At 70.2% G+C, this 16,863-nt stretch carries 16 protein-coding genes; 3 read left to right on the forward strand and 13 right to left on the reverse strand.

What is annotated here, in order from left to right:
- Positions 1-26 precede the first annotated feature (26 nt).
- From ruvB to SLW55_RS07475, 5 genes are all read right to left on the reverse strand, one after another.
- Positions 27-1,064 (reverse strand): Holliday junction branch migration DNA helicase RuvB, encoded by a 1,038-nt coding sequence (gene ruvB, locus SLW55_RS07455; RefSeq protein ID WP_267122147.1) that lies wholly within the window; start codon positions 1,062-1,064, stop codon positions 27-29.
- 182 nt (positions 1,065-1,246) lie between these two features.
- Complete coding sequence (locus SLW55_RS07460; protein ID WP_225851637.1) at positions 1,247-3,088, reverse strand: potassium transporter Kup; 1,842 nt, start codon at positions 3,086-3,088, stop codon at positions 1,247-1,249.
- Between the two features lie 130 nt (positions 3,089-3,218).
- A complete protein-coding gene (gene ruvA, locus SLW55_RS07465) occupies positions 3,219-3,803 on the reverse strand; it encodes a Holliday junction branch migration protein RuvA (protein ID WP_010344317.1) in 585 nt (194 codons plus the stop codon).
- Between the two features lie 124 nt (positions 3,804-3,927).
- Complete coding sequence (gene ruvC / locus SLW55_RS07470) at positions 3,928-4,530, reverse strand: crossover junction endodeoxyribonuclease RuvC (RefSeq protein WP_267083798.1); 603 nt, start codon at positions 4,528-4,530, stop codon at positions 3,928-3,930.
- An 82-nt stretch (positions 4,531-4,612) separates the two neighbouring features.
- On the reverse strand, positions 4,613-5,347 hold the full coding sequence (locus SLW55_RS07475; RefSeq protein WP_010344319.1) for a YebC/PmpR family DNA-binding transcriptional regulator: 735 nt from the start codon (positions 5,345-5,347) through the stop codon (positions 4,613-4,615).
- 283 nt (positions 5,348-5,630) lie between these two features.
- Between SLW55_RS07475 and SLW55_RS07480 the strand changes: the two genes are divergently transcribed.
- On the forward strand, positions 5,631-6,527 hold the full coding sequence (locus tag SLW55_RS07480; protein ID WP_017914753.1) for a hypothetical protein: 897 nt from the start codon (positions 5,631-5,633) through the stop codon (positions 6,525-6,527).
- 100 nt (positions 6,528-6,627) lie between these two features.
- Here SLW55_RS07480 and SLW55_RS07485 read toward each other — a convergent pair whose 3' ends face one another.
- The 5 genes from SLW55_RS07485 to aspS form a co-directional block, all read right to left on the reverse strand.
- Complete coding sequence (locus SLW55_RS07485; protein WP_320744892.1) at positions 6,628-7,254, reverse strand: alpha/beta fold hydrolase; 627 nt, start codon at positions 7,252-7,254, stop codon at positions 6,628-6,630.
- Between the two features lie 7 nt (positions 7,255-7,261).
- On the reverse strand, positions 7,262-7,573 hold the full coding sequence (locus tag SLW55_RS07490; RefSeq protein WP_223875595.1) for an I78 family peptidase inhibitor: 312 nt from the start codon (positions 7,571-7,573) through the stop codon (positions 7,262-7,264).
- 97 nt (positions 7,574-7,670) lie between these two features.
- Positions 7,671-8,189 carry a GNAT family N-acetyltransferase gene (locus tag SLW55_RS07495; RefSeq protein ID WP_295920143.1) on the reverse strand — a complete coding sequence of 173 codons (519 nt, stop codon included), beginning with the start codon at positions 8,187-8,189 and terminating at the stop codon, positions 7,671-7,673.
- A gap of 3 nt (positions 8,190-8,192) precedes the next feature.
- On the reverse strand, positions 8,193-8,498 hold the full coding sequence (locus tag SLW55_RS07500) for a DNA primase (RefSeq protein ID WP_152236023.1): 306 nt from the start codon (positions 8,496-8,498) through the stop codon (positions 8,193-8,195).
- A gap of 36 nt (positions 8,499-8,534) precedes the next feature.
- Positions 8,535-10,286, reverse strand: coding sequence for an aspartate--tRNA ligase (aspS, locus tag SLW55_RS07505; RefSeq protein WP_152239591.1), 1,752 nt, complete (start codon positions 10,284-10,286; stop codon positions 8,535-8,537).
- Between the two features lie 157 nt (positions 10,287-10,443).
- On the opposite strand from aspS, the gene SLW55_RS07510 reads away from it, so the two are divergent.
- On the forward strand, positions 10,444-11,397 hold the full coding sequence (locus SLW55_RS07510) for a DUF3011 domain-containing protein (protein ID WP_148828960.1): 954 nt from the start codon (positions 10,444-10,446) through the stop codon (positions 11,395-11,397).
- 168 nt (positions 11,398-11,565) lie between these two features.
- Here SLW55_RS07510 and SLW55_RS07515 read toward each other — a convergent pair whose 3' ends face one another.
- Together SLW55_RS07515 and SLW55_RS07520 are read right to left on the reverse strand one after the other, a co-directional pair.
- Complete coding sequence (locus SLW55_RS07515) at positions 11,566-11,907, reverse strand: zinc ribbon domain-containing protein (RefSeq protein ID WP_148828961.1); 342 nt, start codon at positions 11,905-11,907, stop codon at positions 11,566-11,568.
- A gap of 74 nt (positions 11,908-11,981) precedes the next feature.
- On the reverse strand, positions 11,982-13,265 hold the full coding sequence (locus SLW55_RS07520) for a cation:proton antiporter (RefSeq protein WP_152236026.1): 1,284 nt from the start codon (positions 13,263-13,265) through the stop codon (positions 11,982-11,984).
- A gap of 316 nt (positions 13,266-13,581) precedes the next feature.
- Between SLW55_RS07520 and SLW55_RS07525 the strand changes: the two genes are divergently transcribed.
- Positions 13,582-15,738 carry a phospholipase C, phosphocholine-specific gene (locus tag SLW55_RS07525; RefSeq protein ID WP_320744893.1) on the forward strand — a complete coding sequence of 719 codons (2,157 nt, stop codon included), beginning with the start codon at positions 13,582-13,584 and terminating at the stop codon, positions 15,736-15,738.
- A gap of 123 nt (positions 15,739-15,861) precedes the next feature.
- Here SLW55_RS07525 and SLW55_RS07530 read toward each other — a convergent pair whose 3' ends face one another.
- Entirely contained in the window at positions 15,862-16,785 is a 924-nt protein-coding gene (locus SLW55_RS07530; RefSeq protein ID WP_320744992.1) for an alpha/beta hydrolase, read from the reverse strand.
- Positions 16,786-16,863: the final 78 nt, after the last annotated feature.

A 16,863-nucleotide genomic window follows, 5' to 3' on the forward strand; every position in this document is an offset into this window, starting at 1 on the left:
GTCGGTAGCTGGTTAACCAGAGCATCCTAGAACAGCGCCCCCGATTCCCCACTCCCGATTCCCAATTCCCGGCTCTTGGGCTGCAAGCCCAGGTGCAGATAGGCCTTGTTGGTGGCCATGCGGCCGCGGGCGGTGCGGATCAGGTAGCCCTGCTGGATCAGGTAGGGCTCGATCACGTCCTCCAGGGTGCCGCGCTCCTCCGACAGCGAGGCGGCCAGCGACTCGACGCCGACCGGGCCGCCGTCGAAGTACTCGATGATGGTGCGCAGCATGCGCCGGTCCAGCTCGTCGAAGCCCTCGGCGTCGACCTTGAGCATCTGCGTGGCGGCCTGCGCCACGGCCAGGTCGATCTGCCCGCCGGCGCGGACCTGGGCGAAGTCGCGAACCCGCCGCAGCAGGCGGTTGGCGATGCGCGGGGTGCCGCGCGCGCGGCGCGCGATCTCGGCGCAGCCGTCGGCGTTGCAGGCGATGCCGAGGATGCTGGCGGAGCGGCGCACGATCTGCGCCAACTCGTCCGGGGTGTAGAAGGCCAGGCGCTGGACGATGCCGAAGCGGTCGCGCAAGGGCGCGGTCAGCAGGCCGGCGCGGGTGGTGGCGCCGATCAGGGTGAACGGCGGCAGATCGATCTTGATCGAGCGCGCGGCCGGGCCCTCGCCGATCATGATGTCGATCTGGAAGTCTTCCATCGCCGGGTACAGCACTTCCTCGACCACCGGCGACAGGCGATGGATCTCGTCGATGAACAACACGTCGTGCGGCTGCAGGTTGGTCAGCAGCGCGGCCAGGTCGCCGGCCTTCTCGATCACCGGGCCGGAGGTGACCCGCAGATTGACCCCCAGCTCGTTGGCGATGACGTGGCTCAGCGTGGTCTTGCCCAGGCCCGGCGGCCCGAAGATCAGCACATGGTCCATCGCCTCCCCGCGCGCCTTGGCCGCCTCGATGTAGATCGACAGCTGCTCGCGCACCGGCTGCTGGCCGAGATAGTCGTCCAGCCGCTTGGGGCGGATGCTGGCCTCGGCCGCGTCATCCTCGCGGGTGGCGCTGCTGGCGATGATGCGGTCCATGGAAAGCCGGGATTGGGGAATCGGGAATGGGGAATCGAGCGGACAATAGTAGCGGTTGGCGGCACGACTGGCGCCTACTTTGATGGTCGCCGCCTGGTTTCAGGCCGAACGCCGTTGCCGTTGCCTTTCCCTATTCCCCATTCCCGGCTCTCCATTCCCAAGGCCGCGACGACGTCGTGGCCTCAGATCTCCACCTGCGCGCCCAGTTCCACCAGGCGGTTGCCGGGGATGCGGAAGAAGCCGGTGGCGGGGGCGGCGTTGCGGTGCATGACCGCGAACAGCTTGTCGCGCCAGATCGGCATGCCGCGGTTGGCGCTGGCCACGATGGTCTCGCGGCTGGCGAAATAGGTGGTGTCCATGGGGTCGAAGTAGATCCCGCCCTGGTCGCAGGAACGCATCAGCGCCAGCGGCACGTCCGGGGTCTCCATGAAGCCGAAGCGCACGTAGACGCGATAGAACTCGTCGCCGATCGCGTCGATCTTCAGCCGCTGCCCGGCCGCCGCGTACGGCACCTGCAGGGTTTCGACGGTCAGGAACACGTTGCGCTCGTGCAGCACCTTGTTGTGCTTGAGGTTGTGCATCAGCGCGTGCGGCACCACCATCGGGTCGGCGGTCAGGAACACCGCGGTGCCGGGCACACGCACCGGCGGCGCCAGCATCAGCCCGGGCAGGAAGGTGTCGAGCTTGATGCCGTCCTTGCGGATCTCGTCGTGCAGCAGCTTGCGGCCGCGGCGCCAGGTGCGCATCAGGGTGAACAGGATCAGGCCCAGCAGCAGCGGGAACCAGGCACCGTCCAGGAACTTGATGATGTTGGCGTAGAAGAACGCGCAGTCCACGGCCAGGAAGACCAGGGCGAACAGCCACAGCAGCGGCGCCGGCACGCGCGGATTGGCGCGCGCGTAGATGACCATCAGCACGGTGGTGATCAGCATGGTGCCGGTGACCGAGACGCCGTAGGCGGTGGCCAGCGAGGTGGAGTCGCCGAAGCCGATCACCGCCACCACCACCAACGCCAGCAGGCACCAGTTCACCGCCGGCACGTAGATCTGGCCGATCGTGGAGTGCGAGGTGTGGCGGATGTGCATGCGCGGGATGTAGCCCAGCTGCATGGCCTGGCTGGCCACCGAGTAGGCGCCGGTGATCAGCGCCTGCGAGGCGATCACCGTGGCCGCGGTGGCCAGCACGATCATCGGGTACAGCGCCCACTCCGGCACCGCCTCGTAGAACGGGTTGCTGACTGCCGCAGGATCGCGCAGCACCAGCGCGCCCTGCCCCAGGTAGGTCAGGGTCAGCATCGGCAGCACCACGCACTGCCACGAGCGGCGGATCGCCTTGGCGCCGAAATGGCCCATGTCCGCGTACAGCGCCTCGCCGCCGGTCACCGCCAGCACCACCGCACCGAGCACGAACACCGCGTGCCAGTTGTGTTCGGCGAAGAAGCGCACGCCCCACCACGGGTTCAGCGCGTGCAGCACTTCCGGCGCGCGGGTCATGTTGTAGACGCCGATCGCGCCCAGCGCCACGAACCAGACCAGGGTGATCGGCCCGAACGCCTTGCCCACCCGCTCGGTGCCGTAGCGCTGGGCCATGAACAGCATGCCCAGCACCACCAGGGTGATCGGCACCACGAACGGCTCCAGTTTGGGCGCAGCCACCTCCAGGCCTTCCACCGCCGACAGCACCGAGATGGCCGGGGTGATCACGCCGTCGCCGAAGAACAGCGAGGCGCCGAAGATGCCGAGGATGCCGACCACGTACATCGAGCGCGAGCCGCCCGGCAGGGTCCGCTGCGCCAGCGCGGTCAGCGCCATGATGCCGCCCTCGCCGTCGTTGTCGGCGCGCATGATCACGGTGACGTACTTGACCGTGACCACCAGCATCAGCGCCCAGAACACCAGCGACAGGATGCCCAGCACGGTGTCGTGGTCCGGGGTCAGCCCGTAGTGCGGCGAGAACGCTTCCTTGAGCGTGTACAGCGGACTGGTGCCGATGTCGCCGAAGACCACGCCGATGGCGGTCAGCATCACCCCAAAGCCCGTCTTGGCGTGCGGATCGTGGCTGCCCGGGCGGGCGGAGGAACTGGAGGAGCTGGACATGGTGGGAAGAGTAGCGCCAGAACGTGAAGAAAGAGCGGGGAGCCGAGCCGACCCGAGGTCAGCGCAGCGCCGCCTGCAGGGCCTTGCGGATCACCGTGGCGACCTCGTCGCCGTCGGCGGCGGCGTCGCGCGCCATCTTCGCCGCCTCGGCCGGCTTGTAGCCGAGCTGCTGCAGCGCCACCGTGGCCTCGGAGACCGCGTCGGTACCCAGTTGTCCGGTCACCGGCGCACCGCCGCTGAAGTCGGCCGCCCGGTCGCGCAGTTCCACCACCATGCGCTCGGCGGTCTTCTTGCCGATACCGGGGATGCGGGTCAGCGCGGTGACGTCGGCGGCGGTGATCAGCCGCGCGAACTCGTCGACGCTGACCCCGGACAGCACCGCCAGCGCGATCTTCGCGCCAATCCCGCTGACCCGCTGCACATCCCGGAACAGCCGCCGCTCGCCCTCGCGCAGGAAGCCGTACAGCGACACGCTGTCCTCCTTCTGCGCATAGTGGGTGAACAGGATGACGTCGCGACCGACGTCGGGCAGGTCGTAGAAGGTGCTCATCGGCGCCTCCAGCTCATACCCCACCCCGCCCACATCGATCACCAGCCACGGCGGCTGCTTGTAGGCCAGGATCCCGCGCAGACGGCCGATCATTGGGCGCCTCGTGCGAGACGCCGGGACTGGGGAATGGGGAATGGGGAATCGGCAAAGCGGGTGACCGCTTCACCGCTTCTGCTGTTCCGATTCCCGATTCCCGACTCCCGATTCCCGGCCTTTGTCATTTTCTGCTCCACGCCTGCTGCGTGCTGACGCCCAGGCGCTGCGCGGTGGCGCGCACGTGGGCATGGGTGATGGCGACGGCCAGTGCGTCGGCGGCGTCGGCCTGAAGTTTGCCGGTCAGGCTCAGCATGAGACCGACCATGTGTTGCACCTGTTGCTTCTCCGCCGCGCCCTTTCCGACCACGGCGAGCTTGATCTCTTTCGCCGCGTACTCGTACACCGGCAGTTCGCGCAGCACCGCCGCGCAGATCGCCGCGCCGCGGGCATGGCCGAGCTTCAGCGCCGCGTCGGCGCTCTTGCCCATGAACACGCGTTCGATCGCCACTTCCTGCGGCCGGTACTCCTCGATCAGCGCATCCAGCCCGTGCAGCAGGCGCTTGAGCCGCAGCGCGAAGTCGCCCTCGCCCAGCAGTACCAGCGGCGCGTGGTGCACGTGCCGGGTACGGCCGGCCGCGTCCACGTCGATGATGCCCACGCCGGTGCGCTGCGAGCCGGGGTCGATGCCGAGGATGCGGGTGGTGGTGGAGCCGGGATTGGGGAATCGGGAATCGGGAATCGTGAAAGCAGCGCCCGTGCGGGCAGAACTGCCCGCGGCAGCCATCGACGTCGGCGATGCCTCCGGCGGCGGCACGGCGTTCTTCCGGGTTCCGGGTGTTGGGCCCCGGGCCCCGGCGGTCATGGTGTCAGCCCCCGTCACTCAGCGCGGCCTGGTCGACGTTGGAATAGACGTTCTGCACGTCGTCCAGGTCTTCCAGCATGTCCAGCAGCTTGCGCACCTGCACCGCGGTGTCGCCGTCCACGGCGATGTCGTTGTCGGCGCGGAAGGTGATTTCGGCGTGGTCGGCGGCCAGACCGGCCGCGTCCATGGCGTCCTTGACCGCCTGGAACGCCTCCGGCGCGGTCAGCACGTCGATCGCGCCGTCCTCGGGGTAGACCACGATGTCGTCGGCGCCGGCCTCGATCGCCGCCTCGGTGATCTTCTCCTCGTCGGCGCCGGCGGCGAAGCTGAGCACGCCCAGGCGCTTGAACATGAAGGCCACCGAGCCGTCGGTGCCCATGTTGCCGCCGCACTTGCTGAAGGCATGGCGCACATCGGCCACGGTGCGCACGCGGTTGTCGGTCAGGCAGTCGACGATCACCGCCACCCCGCCCGGGGCGTAGCCCTCATAGCGCACTTCCTCGTACTCCACGCCTTCCAGTTCGCCGGTGGCCTTCTTGATCGCGCGCTCGATCACGTCCTTGGACATGTTGGAGGCCAGCCCCTTGTCCATCGCCACGCGCAGCCGCGGGTTGTTGGACGGATCGCCGCCGCCGGCGCGCGCGGCGACGCCGATCTCGCGGATGATCTTGGTGAAAATCTTGCCGCGCTTCGCATCGGATGCGTTCTTGCGGGCTTCGATCGAGGGGCCTCTACCCATGGGGCGTTCCGGACAGTTGTAAGGACAAGACGCGGATTTTACCTGATGCCGCGCACATCCCGCGGCCCGGCCGCGCCGACGACCGACCGCGCGTGCGACCGGCGCATGCCGCCCGTTCCCCGGCCGGCGCCCACTCCAGCGCGCGTCGGCCCGTGCCGCCGGTCGAACCTTGGCGGACTGTCTACCCATGCGCGCCACATCGCTGCCAGAACTGTCACGCCCCACCTGGAGGCTGAACGCGTAAGTCGCGCCCGCTTTCCATCGCACCGAAAGGAGATCCCTCATGTCCCGCACCACCTCCGCCCCGTTCCTGTCGCTGGCCCTGCGCTGCCTGGGCCTGCTCGCCCTTGCCGCCCCGGGCCTGGCCAGCGCCCAGACCGATGCCTTCCGGGGCCGCTACAACGCCGGCGTCACCACCTATTCGATCAGCGGCCAGGAACCCCGCGCGACGGGCAAGTACCCGGTCTACGTGCATATCGGCGGGACCGGCGAGAACTACCAGAGCAACTGGGCGATGGCCGCGGTGAATGCCGCCGCGGCCAAGGGCTTCGTGGCGGCCTCGGTGGAGTACGACAACGCCAGCTTCGGCAGCTGCGGCGTCATCGGCAACCGCGCCAAGGCCATCTTCGACGCGCAGAACATCAACAGCGCCATCGCCCAGCTCTGCGCCCGCGACAAGGCCGATTGCTCCAAGGGCGTGGTGACCGGCGGGCTCAGCCAGGGCTCGATCATCTCGGTGCTGGCGCACGACTACGATCCCCGGGTCGCCGCCTCGTTCGGCCAGGGCACCGGTACGACCTACACCGCCTACTACAACCTGGCCTCCTGCATCGCCGACGGCAACCACAGCCTGCCGTCCGATCGCCTGCGCATCATCAACGGCGAGCGCGACATGTTCGTCGGCGGCACCGAGAACGTCGCCCGCACCCAGGCGCAACTGGTCACCGGCCTGCGCTGCGACGGGCAGCAGTCGTGCTTCCGCAGCAACGGCAGCGGCTGGTACGTCGTCAAGGACCGGGAGGTGCAGGACCTCTACGCCGACCACTGCTTCATGGGCTTTGGCGGCTATCCAGGCACCCAGTGCACGGGCGTGCTGGTCGACGGCAACTACCGCAGCGGCACCGCCGCCTGGGCGCTCAACCCCACGCTGGACTGGCTGAAGACCTTCGTGACGCCGTAAGCGGCGGCATCGCCTGTGCCGGCACCAAGGCGGTCGGGCGGACACCGCGACGCGGCGCCGGCCACCGCCGCCGCCGGACGCTCGATGTCTGGCGACCGGCTCAGGCGGCGAAGCGGCCGTCGCGCAGGAAGGCGGCGGTCTGCCGCGCGGCCTGCGCCGAGAACAGCAGGCCGCTGTGGCTGGCACGCACCCGGCAGTGATCGCCCAGGCCGGGCACGTGGGTCTCGGCCAGGGCCACGCTGCCGTCGGACTCCGACCCCAGCGCGACAAAGCGTGCGCCCAGCCCGCGCGCCACGGTGCCGGCGACCATGCCGACCTCGGCCGGCCCGTCCCAGCGCGCCACACCCTGCTGCAACAGCGCCGCGCTGCGGCCCAGCGCCAGTCCGAGCCGCCGTTGCGCCAGGGCGCGCGCGGCGGCACTGCCGGCCAGCGGGCTGCCCAGGCACACCACCCGGGTCACCAGCAGCGAGGGCACCTCCCGCAAGGCCTGCAAGGCGATCAGGCCGCCGAGGCTATGCCCGACCAGCGCCACCGGACCGGTGGTTGCCATACGTTCGATGCGGGCGTGCAGCCGTGGGAGCGCGGCCTCGGCGCCGCCGAACGCGGTCGAATAGCCGAAGCTGGCGACGCGCCAGCCCTCGCGGCGCAGGCGCAGCGCCAGCGGCAGCAGCCACGGCCGCGCGTTCCAGATGCCATGCAGCAACAGCACCTGGGGCGCGGCGGCCATCGGCGACTCAGCCGCAGGTGGTGCGAACGATGTGATTGCTGCCATCCAGGAACACGTTGAGCCGATCCAGGCGCAGGTCGCGGGTCACCGCCTGGCCCGGCGCGATCGGCCGCACCACGCCGGCTCCGCTCTCCTTCCAGACCCGGCTCATGGTCGCCTGGGTGGCCTCCTGGCCCACCGCCCAGGCCACGGCCTCGACGTTGCAGCGGCCATCGCCCTGCACCGTCGGCCCGGCACTGGCCGGCTGCAGCGACGCCGGTGGCGCGCACGCGGCCAGCAGCGGCACGACGGCGGCGATTCCCATCCACGGTCGGAACATGGCGTGCTCTCCTCAAGCTGGACAGGCCAGCACTGTAGCGCGCGCTCGTTGCCGCTGTGTCGACGCGGCATGCCCGGACGAGGTCCGGCGGCAGACGTCAGGCCGCGCGCGGCGGCCGGCGCAGGATGAATTCGAGATCGCGCACCTGCCCTACCGGGAATTCGTAGGTGCCGACCTTCTCGAAGCCGTAGCGCGCGTAGAAACGCTGCGCGCCCAGGTTCTCCGACCACACGCCGAGCCACAGCGTGCGCGGGCCGTCGCGCTCCAGCCAGGCCAGGGCGGTGTCGAACAGCCGGGCACCCCAGCCGCCGTTCTGGTGCGCGCGCAGCAGGTACAGGCGCTTCAGTTCGCCATCGCCAGGCGTCACGTCGGGATGCGGCAGGCCGCAAGGGCCAGCGGCAGCGTGTCCCACCACCTCGCCGTCATGCTCGACCAGCCAGATCGCGTAGTCCGGATGCGCCAGCACCACCTGCGCGCGCTCGATCGAATAGGCTTCGTCGAGGAAGGCCTGCAGGTCCTGCGCAGGATACAGATGGCCGAAGGTTTCGCAGAAGGTGGCCGTGGCGATGCGGGTCACCTCCGCGGCATCGTCCGGCGTGGCGCGACGAATCAGCACGGCTCAGCGCGCCGGGTGCGCGGCATCGGCGTCGGCCTCTTCGCCGTCGCCCTCGTCTTCGTCGTCGCCTTCTTCTTCCTCGTCCTCTTCTTCCTCGTCGTCTTCCTCGTACTCGTAATCGTCCTCGCCGAAGTCCTCGCCGTCCCAACGGCCTTCCGGATCCGGCACGAACGCCAGCGGCGCGTTGGCGCCGCTGCCGGCGCGCACCAGCCAGCCGCCGAACACGCGCGCGCGCTGGGTGACGATGGCCTCCACTGCGCCCTCGTTGCCGAGGGTTTCCCACTCCAGATTGAATGCGGTCTCGCTCATGTGTCGGCCTGCGCTAGGGTTGTTGGAAGAAAGAAGTCACTGCGCCTGCGGGCGCACCTGCACGTGCACTTCGGCCAGCTGCGCGTCGGCGATCGGCGACGGCGCGTCGGTCATCAGGTCCTGCGCGCCGGTGGTCTTGGGGAACGGGATCACGTCGCGGATCGACTCGGTGCCGGCCATCAGCGCGGCGATGCGGTCGATGCCGAAGGCGATGCCGCCGTGCGGCGGCGCGCCGTAGTTCAGCGCATCCAGCAGGAAGCCGAACTTGGCGCGCGCTTCCTCGGCACCGATGCCGAGCAGCTCGAACACCGCGCTCTGCATGTCCGGACGGTGGATACGGATCGAACCGCCGCCGATCTCGTTGCCGTTGAGCACCATGTCGTAGCCGCGCGACACCGCGGTCTTGGCATGCGTGCGCAGCTCGGCGATATCGTCCACCGCCGGCGCGGTGAACGGATGATGCAGGGCCACGTAGCGCTGCGCCTCCTCGTCCCACTCGAACATCGGGAAATCGGTGACCCACAGCGGACGCCAGCCGTCGGCGACCAGATTGAAATCCTTGCCGGCCTTCAGGCGCAGCGCGCCCATGAAGTCGGAGACCTTGCCGTAGGCGCCGGCGCCGAAGAACACGATGTCGCCGTTGCCGGCACCGACGTGGGCGAGCAGCGCGGCGAACGCGGCTTCGCCGAAGAACTTCTGGATCGGCGAGCTGATCTCGCCGCTGTCGGCGATCTTGACGTAGGCCAGGCCCTTGGCGCCGTACTTGGCGGCGTGCGCGGCGTACTCGTCGATCTGCTTGCGCGACAGGCTGGCGCCGCCGGGAATGCGCAGCGCAGCGACGCGGCCGTCGGGATCGGCGGACGCGGCGCTGAACACCGCGAAGTCGCTGTCCTTGACCAGCTCGGCGACGTCGGTCAGTTCCAGGGCGATGCGCAGGTCCGGCTTGTCCGAGCCGTAGCGGCGCATGGCCTCGGCCCAGGTCATGCGCGGGAATTCGGCGGCCAGCTCGACGTCGACCACCTCCTTGAAGATGGCACGGACCATCGCCTCGACGAAGTCCTGCACGTCGCGCTCGCGCACGAAGGCGAACTCCATGTCGAGCTGGGTGAACTCGAGCTGGCGGTCGGCACGCAGCGCCTCGTCGCGGAAGCAGCGCGCGATCTGGTAGTAGCGGTCGAAGCCGGCCACCATCAGGATCTGCTTGAACAGCTGCGGCGACTGCGGCAGCGCGTAGAACTCGCCCGGATGCATGCGCGCCGGCACCAGGAAGTCGCGCGCGCCTTCCGGGGTGGCCTTGGTCAGAATCGGCGTCTCGATGTCCTGGAAGCCACGCTCGTCCAGGTAGCGGCGCAGCGCCTGTACCAGCTTGATGCGGGTGCGCTGCATGCGCTGCATCTCCGGGCGGCGCAGATCCAGATACCGGTACTTCAGGCGGGTTTCCTCGCCCGGGTTCTCGTGCGCGTGGAACGGCAGCGGCGCGGCCTTGTTGAGCACGGTGATGGCGGTGGCGATCACCTCGACCTTGCCGCTGCGCAGCTTGTCGTTGACCGCATGCCGCGCGCGCACCACACCCTCGACCTGCAGCACGTCCTCGTAGCCGAGGCTGGCGGCGACCTTGAACACCTCCGCGTTCTCGGGCTCCACCATCACCTGCACGATGCCTTCGTGGTCGCGCAGGTCGATGAAGCACACGCCGCCGAGGTTGCGGGCCACGTCGGTCCAGCCGGCCAGGGTGACGGTTTGGCCGATCAGGGTCTCGTCGACCAGGCCGCAGAAGTGGGTACGCATCGCTAGCTCCAAACAGGGGGCGCCCGGCGCAGAAGGCGCCGGCAAGCCCGGTATTCTGCGGCGGCGCGTCGGCCCGGGCAAATCGCGCATGACTCATCCTGGCTTAAGTTGGCCTGCGGCTATAGTCCGCGCACCATTCACGGGGAGGAGAGAACCCATGTTGAAGCACCTTGGTGGCTGGCTGGTGATCGCCGCGCTGGCCCTGGCCAGCGCCCCGGCCGCGGCCCAGAGCGCCCGCGCCTACGCGCCGCAGGACTTGCGGCAACTGTCGGTCCCCGGCCGGGTCCGGGTGATCGAGCGCGAGTACGCCGACCAGTCGCGCGGCCGGCAGATCCCCGACGACCAGCTCGAGTTCTACCTGGACCAGATCGACCGCGGCTGGGGCTTCGGCAACATCCAGCAGGACATCGCCACCTCGCTGCGCGGCAGCGGCGGCGGCTGGCGGCAGGAACCGGGCTTCGACGGCCGCACCGTCGCCTGCTCCAGCAACGACCGCCGGCGCCAGCAATGCGCCACGCCGTTTCGCGGGCCTGCGCGACTGGTCGGCACCCTGTCCGATTCGCCCTGCATCGAAGGCCGCACCTGGGGCTCGGCGCCCGGCGTGGTGTGGGTGGACCAGGGCTGCCGTGGTCGCTTCGTCGAAGGTCGCGGCAATTGGGGCGGCAACTGGGGCGACGGCGGCGGCAGTGGCGGCGTGGCCGGCACCGTCCGCTGCGAGAGCCAGGACCAGCGCCAGCGCATCTGCCCGACCGGCTGGCGCAACGCCATGCTGGTGCGGCAGCTGTCGGACACCCGCTGCATCGAGGGCCGCACCTGGGGCTCGCGCGATGGCGCGGTGTGGGTCGACGACGGTTGTCGCGGCGAGTTCGCCCAGGGCCGCGGCGGCGGTGGCTGGGGGCCGGGCCGGCCGCCGCTGGACAGCGGCTACACGGTGACCTGCAGCAGCGACGACAAGCGCCTGCGCACCTGCGCCTGGGACCGCCGTCAGGGCCGCCCGGAACTGATCGAACAGCTGTCCGGCACCACCTGCGCGGAAGGCCGCACCTGGGGCTACGAAGGCAATACGGTGTGGGTCAACGGCGGCTGCCGGGCACGCTTCGGGGCGCGCTGAGCCAAGGCAACGGGCCACGCGGCGTGCTGCGTGGCCGGATGCATGGCGTGACAGGTCGACTTCGGGAGCGGCTCTTGCTCTTTTGGATCGACCGCGACCGGGCAAGGCTCGGTCGCGGCTGAAGCCACTCCTACGAGAGGCCGCGGGCTTGGCGCGGCCTGGCGGGACTCAGGTCGCCGCAGGCTTGGCCGCGGCAGGCGCGGCGGCAGGCGTGGCCGCCGCAGCGGGCTTGGCCGGCGCGTCGGACGTCGTCGCGGCGGCCGCGGGCTTGCTGTCCCCGCTGCTGGCCGTACTCCCCGACTCGGCCAGGTTGCGTTTCTTGTCGCCGTCCTTCTTGAAGTCGGTCTCGTACCAGCCGCTGCCGGACAGGCGGAACGCCGGCGCGGTGAGCTGGCGCTTGACCGCAGGGGCGGCGCAGGACGGACAGGTCTCCGGATCGGGATCGGACAGTTTCTGCAGGCGGTCGAAGCTGTGACCGCATGCGGCACATTGGAAAGCGTAGATCGGCATGGCGGCAAAAACGCGAGAGCAACGGAGGCGGCCAGTATGGGGGCCGCACGCTGGCTTTCAAGCGTCCCCGCTCATCACGCCGGCCCGGGCTTGGGCCGCGGCGCCGTTTCCGGCGCGCCGGCAGGCGACGTCGGTGCGTCCGCCAACGGCGCCTCGGCCACCGGCTCGTCCGGCGCCGTCGGTGCCTGCGCCGACGCGGGATCGGTCGACGCGGCCGGCGCCATCTCCAGCGGGCTGACGTCGAACGGCATGCGCAGCAGCAGCGCCGGCAGCAGCGTGGTCAGGGCCGCGTACAGCAGCAGCGCGCCGAACAGCGCGTCGGCGATGGCGAAGCGGTCGCGCAGGATGCCGGCCAGCACCAGGGTGAAGATCAGCGTCGGCGACAGCGCCAGCGACACCCGCAGGCTGCTGCGCGCGCCTTCGCCGAACAGCACCCGCCGCTGCAGCCACAGAATGCCGATGCGCAGCGGCAACACGCAGGCGGTCAGGGCCAGGCCCAGGCCCAGTGCATGCAGGCTCAGCGCCCCGCTCGGCACCTTGGTGCCGGCGTTGAAGAAGTAGAACGGCACGAAGAACGAGGCGAACAGGCGCACCGCCTGCAGGTTCTCGTCGGAGGCCAGCAGCGGCATGCGCTGGCGCAGCAGCCGCGCCACCAGCCCGGCGATGAACGCACCGACCAGGTAGTACACGCCCAGCGAATAGGTGATGTAGGCGGCGATCAGGCCGACCATCACCAGCAGCGAGAACTCCGAGCCCGGCGCCTGCGGCGCCACCCAGCGCCCCAGGGCCACGAACAGCAGCGGCAGGCCGACCAGCATCGCCAGCAGCGCCAGGCTGGACAGGCCCATCTGCCAGGGATCGCCGGCCTGCAGGATCACGAACAGCGCCGCCAGCGCCAGCAGTTCGCCGGCGATGGCCTTGCTGGTGACCCAGAAGCGCTCTTCTTCGTCCAGCCCCAGCCGCCCCAGCGACTCGATGATGAAACCGGTGGAGGGGGTCAGCAGGGCCAGCGCCAGCAATCCGGCCGCCTGCCACGACAGACCGGCGTAGCGCCAGGCCAGCCAGCCGACGCCGAACAGGGTGCCGCCACGCACCACCAGGTGCAGCAGCAGCGGCCACAAGCCGCGACGCAGCGCCTTCGGGTCCACTTCCAGGCCGGCGAACAGGAACAGCGAGGAGATGCCGAGCGTCGCCAGCAGGGTCACCACCGGGTCGTGCGCGCGCGGCCCCATCGCCAGCATCGCGATGATGCCGAACAGCAGGCAGGTCAGCGGCGCGGGCATCTTGAAACGCTGCAGCGCGCGCGGGATCACCAGCAGGGCGAAGATCAGCAGCAGGTAGATCAGTTCGTGGCTCATCGGGCAGGAGATTCCGGTGGGACCCGCCGGCGGCGGCAGCGGCGATGATGCCGGGTCGGCCGTGTGCTGTGCCATCACGGAGCGCTGGCGTGCCAATCGCTCGCGCCGCGATGGCACAGGCCGCGTGCGATCCCAGCCCCCCCCCCGCACTGCACAGGCCATGTCGCAGCAAACGCGACACGCCGCTGAAGACAGCCAACAGCGCCAGCAGCGCGGCGTCGCAGCGCCCTCATGGTCGACCTGTCACCAGCGCCATGGCAGTCTCGCGGCGGCGGCCGATCCCGGCCGCCGCCGCTTTGCGTTCCCCGGGACCGCCATGACCGACCAGACCCGCCGCCGGCTGCTCCGCGCCGGCCTCACCGCCAGCGCCGCTGCCCTGTTGCCGCCGAGCATCGCCCGCGCCGCCGCGATCGCCCCGGACGTGCGCAGCGGCACCCTCGACGACCTGCAGCACGTGGTGATCCTGATGCAGGAGAACCGCGCCTTCGACCATTACTTCGGCAGCCTTCCCGGCGTGCGCGGCTTCGGCGACCGTTTCCCGATCCCCGCCCCGCCGCTGCCCGACACCGCACCGCGCACGGTCTGGCTGCAGCCCAGCGCCGACGGCAGCCGCCAGCTCGCGCCGTTCCCGCTGCGCACCGTACGCGACTTCGCCACCATGCGCGTACAAGGCACCCCGCATACCTGGCCGAACGCGCAGCAGGCCTGGGACCACGGCCGCATGGGCCAGTGGCCGGCAGCCAAGCGCGACCACGCGCTGGCCCACTACGAACGCGACGACCTGCCGTTCCAGTTCGCCCTCGCCGACGCCTTCACCGTCTGCGACGCCTACCACTGCGCGATCCAGGCCGGCACCAATCCGAACCGCGTGTTCCTGTGGACCGGCCAGAACGATCCGCATGCGCGCGCCGGCGGCCCGGCGATCGCCAACTCGCACGACAACTTCCCGGAACTGGGCGGCGACCCGGACGACTACCGCTGGCCCAGCTACGTCGAAGCGCTGCAGCAGGCCGGCGTGTCGTGGCAGATCTACCAGGACATGGCCGACAACTTCACCGACAACCCGCTGGCCGGCTTCGCGCCGTTCCGCGCGGCCTGGCGTGGTGCACCCGGGCACGATCCGCAACTGCGCGCACGCGGCGTCTCCAGCCGCAGCCTGGCGCAGTTGCGCGAGGACGTGCTGGCCGCGCGGCTACCGTCGGTGAGCTTCATCATCGCCGACGCCGCCGGCAGCGAGCATCCCGATCCGTCCAGCCCGGCGCAGGGCGCGGCCTACACCGCGCGCGTGCTCGATGCGCTGACCGCCGATCCCAAGGTGTGGGCGCGCACCGCGCTGCTGCTGATGTTCGATGAGAACGACGGCTTCTTCGATCACGTGCCGCCACCGGCCCCGCCCTCGCCCGACCCGTCCGCGGCCGGCGGCTGGGCCGGCGCCTCCAGCGTCGCCACCGACGGCGAATACCACCTGCATCCTGCGCCGGGCGACGCCAAGGCCGATCCGCCGGAGCTGCGCGGGCGTCCCTACGGCCTCGGCCCGCGCGTACCGCTGTACGTGATCTCGCCGTGGAGCCGCGGCGGCTGGGTCGATTCGCAGGTCTACGACCACACCTCGGTGCTGCGCCTGCTGGAGCGCCGCTTTGGTGTCGCCGCCGCCGGCCTGACCCCTTGGCGTCGCGCGGTCTGCGGCGACCTGCTGAACGCCTTCGATTTCCGCCAGGCCGACACCCGTCCGTTCGTCGCCGACCTGCCGGACGTGCGCGAGGCGGCCGCGCGCGCCGCGGCGTTGCACGACCACGCAGTGCCACCGCTGCCGGCGCAGTTGCAGGCACCGCGCCAGGCGTTCGGCGTGCGCCGCGCACGTGCCTTGCCGTATCGGCCAACGGTGCAGTTGCAGCACGTGCCGGAGCGCGGCGAGGTGCAGTTGCGCATGGCCAACACCGGCGCAGCGGCGGTGCTGCACGTCTACGACCGCTACCTCCTGGAGTCGATCCCGCGCCGCTACACGGTGGGCGCCGGCGCAACCCTGGACGGCACCTGGACCACCTACGACGGCAGCTACGACCTGTGGCTACTCGGCCCCAACGGCTTCCACCGCCACTACCGCGGCGACCTCAGCGCCCCGCTGCTGCAGGCCGAGATCGTCCAGGAGCCGACCGACGCGCAGGCACTGTGCCTGGTCCTGCACAATCCGGGTGCCGCGCCACTCGAGGTGTCCCTGGAACCGGCCGCCTACGCCCAGGCACAACCGCGCCAACGGGTGACGCTGGCGCCCGGCGCCGAGCAGCGCATTCACTGGAATGCCAAGCCGAGCGGCGGCTGGTACGACCTGTGGCTGGTCCAGGACAACACCCGCCAGCGCCTGGCCGGCCGCGTGGAAACCGGCAAGCCCGGCATCAGCGACCCGGCGATGGGCGGGGCGGCGCGGCTGTATCAGGAGAGCCCGCCCAACTATCAAGGCCCCGGACCCGTCTGAGGCGGGCGGGATTGGGGATTCGGGATTGGGGATTCGTGACAACGTCCGGGATTTGGGATTGGGGATTGGGGATTCGTGAAAGCGCAATCCGCGCACTAACACGCTCTTGCCAATCCCGAATCCCTAATCCCGGCTCTCAAGCACCCCGATCGTCCGCAGCCAGGTCTCCACCAGCTGCGGCCACTGTGCGATCGGCAGGTTCTTCGCGCGCAGGCCGAAGGCGTGGCCGCCCTGCGCATAGATGTGCATTTCCGTCGGCACGTCGGCATGGTTGAGTGCGACGTAGTACGCCAGCACCTGCGAGATGCCGTCGACATAGTCGTCCTGCGCCTGCAGCAGGAAGGTCGGCGGGGTGTCGGCGACGACGCGGATGTCCGGACGCAAGGCCAGATCGGTGGGATTGCGGGTGTCGTCATCCTCGTCCTCGTGCACCCACAGATGGCCCGGATACACGGCGATGGCGAAATCCGGGCGGCAGCTCACGCGGTCGGCGGCATCCACCAGCGGATAGGTGCGCTTGGCGAAATGCGTACTGGTCGCGGCGACCAGGTGGCCGCCGGCGGAAAAGCCCATCACCCCGATCTTGTGCGGGTCCACGCCCCAGGTGGCGGCCTGTTGGCGCACCAGGCCCAGCGTGCGCTGCGCGTCCTGCAGCGCGGTCTGCACCTTGGGGTAGTAACGCCGGTCGTTGACCCAGGTCGGCCCGGAGTTCGGCACGCGGTATTTCAACAGCACGCAGGTGATGCCGCGCGAGACCAGCCAGTCGCAGATCTCCGTGCCCTCCAGGTCCATCGCCAGCATCTGGTAGCCGCCGCCGGGAAATACCACCACCGCGGCGCCGGTGTTGTGGCCCTGCGCTGGGTACACGGTCATGGTCGGCCGGCTGACGTTGTCGATCCTGGCCCCGGGCCCAGCCGTTTCCGGCTTCGGATGCGGCAGCGCATCCGGCACCGCGCCAGGCCAGATCGGCACCTGCACGTGACCCGGTGCGGGTTCCCAGACCCGCGCCTGCGCGGCGTGGGCAGACAGACCGAGGGCGATGGCGATGGCGAACGAACAGCACACGAATCGACGCATGGGACGCTCCGAACAGGGTTGGGAATGAAAGGGACCGCACGATCAGTG

The sequence above is a fragment of the Xanthomonas sp. LF06-19 genome, assembly GCF_034105425.1.
Classification (GTDB): domain Bacteria; phylum Pseudomonadota; class Gammaproteobacteria; order Xanthomonadales; family Xanthomonadaceae; genus Xanthomonas_A; species Xanthomonas_A sontii.

Bases quoted from the DNA above. Each gene is read 5' to 3' on its own strand.
- SLW55_RS07485 (WP_320744892.1), bottom strand. From the start codon at position 7,254: ATGGCCGCCGCGCCCCAGGTGCTGTTGCTGCATGGCATCTGGAACGCG.
- aspS (WP_152239591.1), bottom strand. From the start codon at position 10,286: ATGCGTACCCACTTCTGCGGCCTGGTCGACGAGACCCTGATCGGCCAA.
- SLW55_RS07480 (WP_017914753.1), top strand. From the start codon at position 5,631: ATGTCCCGCACCACCTCCGCCCCGTTCCTGTCGCTGGCCCTGCGCTGC.
- SLW55_RS07525 (WP_320744893.1), top strand. From the start codon at position 13,582: ATGACCGACCAGACCCGCCGCCGGCTGCTCCGCGCCGGCCTCACCGCC.
- ruvA (WP_010344317.1), bottom strand. From the start codon at position 3,803: ATGATCGGCCGTCTGCGCGGGATCCTGGCCTACAAGCAGCCGCCGTGG.
- ruvC (WP_267083798.1), bottom strand. From the start codon at position 4,530: ATGGCTGCCGCGGGCAGTTCTGCCCGCACGGGCGCTGCTTTCACGATT.
- ruvB (WP_267122147.1), bottom strand. From the start codon at position 1,064: ATGGACCGCATCATCGCCAGCAGCGCCACCCGCGAGGATGACGCGGCC.
- SLW55_RS07460 (WP_225851637.1), bottom strand. From the start codon at position 3,088: ATGCTGACCGCCATCGGCGTGGTCTTCGGCGACATCGGCACCAGTCCG.
- SLW55_RS07475 (WP_010344319.1), bottom strand. From the start codon at position 5,347: ATGGGTAGAGGCCCCTCGATCGAAGCCCGCAAGAACGCATCCGATGCG.
- SLW55_RS07500 (WP_152236023.1), bottom strand. From the start codon at position 8,498: ATGAGCGAGACCGCATTCAATCTGGAGTGGGAAACCCTCGGCAACGAG.
- SLW55_RS07490 (WP_223875595.1), bottom strand. From the start codon at position 7,573: ATGTTCCGACCGTGGATGGGAATCGCCGCCGTCGTGCCGCTGCTGGCC.
- SLW55_RS07510 (WP_148828960.1), top strand. From the start codon at position 10,444: ATGTTGAAGCACCTTGGTGGCTGGCTGGTGATCGCCGCGCTGGCCCTG.
- SLW55_RS07520 (WP_152236026.1), bottom strand. From the start codon at position 13,265: ATGAGCCACGAACTGATCTACCTGCTGCTGATCTTCGCCCTGCTGGTG.
- SLW55_RS07515 (WP_148828961.1), bottom strand. From the start codon at position 11,907: ATGCCGATCTACGCTTTCCAATGTGCCGCATGCGGTCACAGCTTCGAC.